Consider the following 2,732-nt stretch of genomic DNA (forward strand, 5'->3'; position numbering starts at 1 on the left):
TTGGGGGTCTGCTACGGGATGCAATTGATGGTGCAACAACTGGGGGGGCAGGTGGAGCCGTCCCGACGGCGGGAATACGGCCGCGCCCGGCTTTGGGTGGACGACCCCACGGGTCTGCTCACCAACGTGGACCATGGCTCCACCATGTGGATGAGCCACGGGGATGGGGTCAGCCGTCTGCCGGAGGGGTTCACCCGTCTGGCCCACACCGACAACACCCCCCTGGCGGCCATCGCCGATTCCCAACGCCGTTTGTACGGAGTGCAGTTTCACCCGGAGGTGGTCCATTCCGTCTGCGGGATGGAGTTGATTCGCAACTTCGTCTTCCACGTTTGCGGGTGCAGCCCCAATTGGAATACCGCGCGTTTGAGGAGGAGGCCGTTGCGGACGTGCGGGCCATGGTGGGGGATCGCCGGGTGTTGCTGGCCCTCTCCGGCGGGGTGGATTCCTCCACCCTGGCCTTTCTGCTCCACAAGGCCATTGGCCCGCAGCTTACCTGTGTCTTCATTGATCAGGGCTTCATGCGCAAGGGGGAGACGGAGTTCCTGATGGGGTTCTTCCGGGAACGGTTTCATATTGACGTGCATCACATCCAGGCCCGGGAACGGTTTCTCAAGCGACTGAAGGGGGTGACAGATCCGGAAGAGAAACGCAAAGCCATTGGGGATGAGTTTATTCGCGTCTTTGAACGGGAAAGCAAACGTCTTGGCCCCTTTGATTACCTGGCCCAAGGCACTTTATATCCTGACGTCATTGAATCGGCCGGCACCAACGTGGATCCCAAAACGGGAAAACGGGTGGCGGTGAAGATCAAGAGCCACCACAACGTGGGTGGGCTGCCGGAGGACCTGTGCTTTCAGTTGGTGGAGCCGCTGCGACGGCTGTTCAAGGACGAAGTGCGCAAGCTGGGCCGCAGCCTGGGGCTCCCGGAAGACATTGTGCAGCGCCATCCCTTCCCGGGACCCGGCCTGGCTATTCGCATTCTAGGAGAAGTAACGGAAGACAAGCTGGAGATGCTGCGGGATGCGGACATGATTCTCCGGGAAGAGATCAAGGCTGCCGGTCTGTACCATGACATCTGGCAAGCGTTGGCTGTGTTGCTGCCGGTGCAGTCCGTGGGGGTGATGGGGGATCAACGCACCTATGCCTATCCCATCGTGCTCCGTTGCGTCACCAGCCAGGACGGCATGACGGCTGATTGGTCCCGCCTTCCCCATGAGACGCTTGAGCGCATCTCCAATCGCATTGTGAACGAGGTGAAGGGAGTCAACCGGGTTGTGTACGATATTACCAGCAAGCCGCCCGGCACCATCGAGTGGGAATGAGTCGAGCGGGAATGAGTGGGAACGGCTCAATACATGCCCCCGTCCACTTGCAACACCTGACCGGTGATGTAGGCGGCGGCGGGGTCGGCGGCAAGGAAGCGTACAGCCCCGGCCACGTGCCCCGGTTGTCCAAAACACCCCATGGGGATTGCCTTGAGCAGGGCGTCACTCTCCAGGCCCCTGGTCATGTCCGTGGCGATGAAGCCGGGGGCAACGGCATTGACCGTGATGCCGCGGCTGGCCAGTTCCTTGGCGCTGGTGCGGGTCAGGCCAATGACGCCGGCCTTGGCCGCGGCGTAGTTGGCTTGTCCCGGATTGCCCATCAGCCCCACCACGGAGGTGATGTTCACAATGCGACCCCGCTTTTGTTTGAGCATGGGGCGCGCCACCGCACGGGTGCAATAAAAGACGCCGGAAAGATTCAGATCCACCACCGTCTGCCAATCCGCTGTTTTCATGCGCATCAACAACCCGTCACGGGTGATCCCCGCATTGTTCACCAGCACGTCAAGGCCGCCGCTGCGCTCCAACACCGCCTTGATCAAACCGTCCGCTTCCACCTCTTTGCTCACGTCCGCCTGCAGGGCATAGGCCCGGCCGCCCCGCTCCTTGATGGCGGCCACCACCTGGGCGGCGGCCTCGGGGGAGCGGGCATAGTTGACCGCCACCTCCGCCCCGGCGCCAGCCAACTCCAGCGCCACGGCCCGGCCAATGCCCCGGCTGGCGCCGGTCACAAGCGCTGTGTGACCCGTGAGCAACTGATCGGCCATGGCGGCGGTGTTGTTGGCAAGGGGAGTTTCACCTTAGACCCAAGGGGATCAACTGCCAATGCGGTTGTTGCCCAGGGGGGCGTCGCTGCGCAGGCGATGACTGTGCCCATGGGGTGATTGGCGGCGTTGAGAGACGGCGTGGCCGGTGGCGCCGCTCTCCCCGCGCTGTTGCCGCCGCTGGTGTTGACGGTAGAAGCGCATCACAGCCCGCGCCAGCCGGAGAGGGTCGTGACACAGGCTCTTGCCGGCTGAATCCTCGCTGAGGAAATCGACGCGAGAATGAATCATGGCCAGGTGCGGCCGCAGGCCGTTTGCCCTGAGTTTGTCCACGGGACAGTGTACCGGCTCGGAGCCTGCAGACCGGTAGCGTTCCACGAGGCGGCGATCCAGTCGGCCACTGTGGACCAGCACATCGGAAAATAACCATGGGTCGGCGCCTTGGCAATGCAGATGGCGGCCAATCATCGCCATGTGGTCCCACACGTCAAACCCATCGGTTTCACCGGGCTGGGTCATGATGTTGCAGATGTAGAGCTTGGCGGCTGGAGAGCGGTTGATTTCCTGGACAAGCTGGGGCACCAGCAAATTGGGCAGCAGCGATGTGTACAAGCTGCCGGGACCCAGCACAATCAGATCT

Annotated in this window: 2 protein-coding genes and 1 pseudogene; 1 reads left to right on the forward strand and 2 read right to left on the reverse strand. The window is 62.5% G+C overall.

The annotated features are described in order from the left end of the window. Positions 1-1,325, forward strand: a pseudogene (gene guaA / locus BG35_RS11140) (glutamine-hydrolyzing GMP synthase); the annotation flags it as partial. Positions 1,326-1,351: 26 nt separating this feature from the next. Here the strand turns inward: guaA and fabG are convergent. After that, positions 1,352-2,095 carry a 3-oxoacyl-[acyl-carrier-protein] reductase gene (gene fabG / locus BG35_RS0108735; protein ID WP_025782518.1) on the reverse strand — a complete coding sequence of 248 codons (744 nt, stop codon included), beginning with the start codon at positions 2,093-2,095 and terminating at the stop codon, positions 1,352-1,354. 48 nt (positions 2,096-2,143) lie between these two features. Next, the coding region (locus BG35_RS11145; protein ID WP_173399752.1) for a gluconeogenesis factor YvcK family protein at positions 2,144-2,732 on the reverse strand (589 nt) is incomplete at its 5' end.

The sequence above is a fragment of the Candidatus Synechococcus spongiarum SH4 genome (genome assembly GCF_000586015.1).
Classification (GTDB): Bacteria; Cyanobacteriota; Cyanobacteriia; order PCC-6307; family Cyanobiaceae; genus Synechococcus_B; species Synechococcus_B spongiarum_F.